This is a genomic window from Gluconacetobacter sp. (genome assembly GCF_047721585.1).
In the GTDB taxonomy this organism is placed as follows: domain Bacteria; phylum Pseudomonadota; class Alphaproteobacteria; order Acetobacterales; family Acetobacteraceae; genus Gluconacetobacter; species Gluconacetobacter dulcium.
Genome location: NZ_JBDNXE010000222.1, coordinates 1 through 3,214, shown reverse-complemented (window position 1 = coordinate 3,214; position 3,214 = coordinate 1). Strand labels below are relative to the sequence as shown.

Genomic DNA, 3,214 nt, shown 5'->3' with positions numbered 1-3,214 from the left:
TCGGCCACGCCATCGGCAACGTGATGAACATGGGCTCCACCCTGGCCGTCTATGCCAGCATCTGCCGCGAAACCGGCCGACCGTTCGTCTTCCCCGGCTCGCCCACGCAATGGAGCGGCCTGACCGACGTGACCGATGCCCGCCAACTGGCCAGCCAGATCCACTGGGCCGCCCCCTATCCCGGCCACGCCACGTCGCTTGAGAACGTCCTGTCCGCCGACGCCCCCCTCTGGGCCGACATCGCGGCCCGGCACGGACTGCGCGAAAACGCGCTCGATCGCCTGGCCCTCCCCTGGCACACCGGCGCCGAACTCGGCCGCCCGATCGAATGCGTGACCGACATGAGCAAGAGCCACACCCTCGGCTTCACCGCCTACCAGACCACGCCGAAATCCTTCTTCAACCTATTCGAAATCCTGCGGGCCCAGCGCTATATTCCCTGAAAGCCCGACCAAAGACGCGTGCTGGCGGCGGCGTCCTCTTCAGCACATATTTCGGTCAGGCCCCAAGCCGGTCCCTTGACCCGGTCGCCCTGGCGGTGAACCGTTCCCCGACCAGCTCAAGCGAAGGGAGCAGCACGCGCCATGAAACCGGAAATCGAGGGCCTGACCCGCAGAACGCTGCTTGCCGCCGCCGCCACCATCCCGCTGTAACGGCCGGCCGTGGCAGCGACGGCGGCGGCCCCTGTCCTCTCCGTCGCCGCCATTGCGCCCTTCCTGTGCAGCGGCGTAGCGGTCACGCCGGACGAGACGATCTTTCTCGGCATGCCCCGCTTTCCCGGCAACGAAGCGACATTTTCGGTCGGCCGGGTCGCGCCTGACGGCACGGTCCATCCCTTCCCCGGAGGAAGCTGGAATGCCTGGAAACCGGGCCAGGACGGCAGCGCCGCCTTCGTGATGGTCAACGCCATCCATCTCTTCGCCGACGGCACGCTCTGGGCGGTCGACCAGGGCGCCCCACCGGGCCAATCTCCCGAACCCGGCGCCCAGAAACTGGTGCAGCTCGACACGACGTCCGGCGCCGTCCTGCGCGTCCTGCGCTTCCCCGAGGACATCATGCCCCCCGGCGCGCAGTTCAACGACCTGCGCATCCATGGCGACCTGCTATTCGCCACCGACAGCGGGCTGGGCGGCATCGTCATCCACAATCTGAAAACCGGCCGCACGCTGCGCCGCCTCTCCGCGCACCCGCTGCTGCGCAACGACGCCACCCACATCCACAAAGGCGGCGGCGGCCGCATCCTCCAGGACGCCCAGGGCAACCGCCCGCAGGTGCAGAGCGACGATATCGAAATCGACGCCGACGGTACATGGTTCTATTTCGCCGTCCCTGCCGGCCCGCTGAAGAAAATCCGCGTCGCCGACCTGCTGGACGACCGCAAATCGGATATCGACCTCGCCGCCCTGGTGCAGGTCGCCGCCGAAATCCCCAGCATCGGGGGCACCTGCATCGACACGCTGGGCAATATCTACCTCTCCAACGGCGAAAACGCCCGCATCGTCATCCTCTCCCCCGACGGCCGGCGCACGACGCTGGTGCAGGACCCGCGCCTGACCTCGCCCGACGCCCTGTTCATCGACAGCAAGCGCACGCTCTATGTGCCCTGCTCGCAGATCGAAAAGCTCGCCATGTTCAATGGCGGAACCGACGGCACCCGCGCCCCCTTCCTCGTCCTGTCCCTTCCCCTGCCCGAACAGCTCGGCGCGCTGCGCCTGGGCGCCGCCGTCGAAGGATAAGCCCCCATTCCGCTCCGCGTCCGCCAAATCGCAGCCGCCGCCCTGTGCGGCACCTTTCTCGCCGTCGGCGCGCCGGCCCATGCGGCGGAGCCGGGCGGCAACAGCGGTCCGTCCTACGGGCCAGAACTGCAAGGCTTCGCCTATCCCTGGCCGGTCGGGCAATTCACCTTCACCTCCCAGCGCCAGCCGCTGAGGATGGCCTATCTCGATGTCCCGACCCTCCACCCAAACGGGCAGGTCGCGGTCCTGCTCCATGGAAAGAATTTCTGCGCCGCGACCTGGGAAGGCACGATCCGTTTCCTGACCGCCCACGGCTACCGCGTCATCGCGCCGGACCAGATCGGCTTCTGCAAATCCAGTAAACCGCGCGCCTATCAGTTCAGTTTTCCGCAACTGGCCCACAACACACACGACCTGCTAGCCCATCTCGGCGCGCAGAAGGCGGTCCTGATCGGCCACTCCACCGGCGGCATGCTCGCCATCCGCTAGCCCTGATGTACCCGCGCGAGCTTACGCACCTGGTGCTGGTCGATCCGATCGGCCTGGAAGACTGGCTACAGAAAGGCGTCCCCTACCGCACCGTCGACGACTGGTACCGTGCGGAACGCGGCAAGACCGCCGCCCAGATCCGTGCTTACGAAAAACGAGTCTATTACGCCGATGAATGGCGCCCCGATTACGAAAAATGGGTCCAGATGCTGGCCGGCATGTATCGCGGCCCCGGCAGCGACGACGTCGCCTGGAACTCCGCCCTGCTCTACGACATGATCCTCACCCAGCCGGTGGTCCACGACCTGCCCGACCTCAGGGTTCCCACCCTGCTGATGATCGGCGACAAGGACATCACCGCCATCGGCAGCGACACCGCCCCGCCCGCCATCCGCGCCACGCTGGGCCACTACCCCCAACTGGGCAAGGACGCCGCCGCCGCCATCCCCGGCGCGAAACTGGTGAAATTCCCCACGCTGGGCCACTCGCCGCAGATGCAGGACCCGAACGCCTTCCACACAGCGATCCTGGCAGGGCTGAGCACCCCACTCCCCTGATCCATGCAGGACCATCGCGTGTCCCCAGCACAAGGCTCCCGACCAGATCAAAGTTTTTTGGTTCTTTTTTCCAAAAAAGAACGACGGCTCCGGCCACGGCCCGATCCATGCTACAAACACGCGATGGAAACCACACCCCCCATTCCGCGCGCCGTCCTCGTCGGCATCCAGACCCCCGATATCGACGACGTCGCCCACGAAGCCAGCCTTGAAGAGCTGGGCCGCCTGGTCAAGACGCTGGGCTACGAAGTCGTCGGCTCGGTCTCGCAGAAGCGCGAGGGCACCGGCGCTGCCTCCCTTCTGGGCGCCGGCAAGCTGGAGGAACTGGCGGCCCTGACCGGCGGCAGCGGCGTCGTCACCTCCATGGCCACGCCCCCGATGACCAAGGCCCGCAAGCGGTTCGAAACCACCCCCGACACCCCCCGGCCATCC

General features: G+C 67.0%; 3 protein-coding genes and 2 pseudogenes. All 5 read left to right on the top strand.

Annotated elements, in window-relative coordinates; translation table 11 throughout:
* Nucleotides 1-443, top strand: a pseudogene (locus tag ABF821_RS20455) (NAD-dependent dehydratase); the annotation flags it as partial.
* 219 nt (nucleotides 444-662) lie between these two features.
* Nucleotides 663-1,736 carry a bleomycin resistance protein gene (locus ABF821_RS20450; RefSeq protein ID WP_182973828.1) on the top strand — a complete coding sequence of 358 codons (1,074 nt, stop codon included), beginning with the start codon at nucleotides 663-665 and terminating at the stop codon, nucleotides 1,734-1,736.
* A gap of 195 nt (nucleotides 1,737-1,931) precedes the next feature.
* Complete coding sequence (locus ABF821_RS20445; protein WP_246401818.1) at nucleotides 1,932-2,225, top strand: alpha/beta fold hydrolase; 294 nt, start codon at nucleotides 1,932-1,934, stop codon at nucleotides 2,223-2,225.
* Between the two features lie 5 nt (nucleotides 2,226-2,230).
* The gene (locus ABF821_RS20440; RefSeq protein WP_415531405.1) at nucleotides 2,231-2,782 is read left to right on the top strand and encodes an alpha/beta fold hydrolase; all 552 of its coding nucleotides are present in this window, start codon (nucleotides 2,231-2,233) and stop codon (nucleotides 2,780-2,782) included.
* 123 nt (nucleotides 2,783-2,905) lie between these two features.
* Nucleotides 2,906-3,214: pseudogene (locus ABF821_RS20435) on the top strand (GTPase HflX); the annotation flags it as partial.

Excerpts from the sequence above, each read along its gene's own strand:
- ABF821_RS20445 (WP_246401818.1), top strand. The coding sequence starts at position 1,932 with ATGGCCTATCTCGATGTCCCGACCCTCCACCCAAACGGGCAGGTCGCG.
- ABF821_RS20440 (WP_415531405.1), top strand. The coding sequence starts at position 2,231 with ATGTACCCGCGCGAGCTTACGCACCTGGTGCTGGTCGATCCGATCGGC.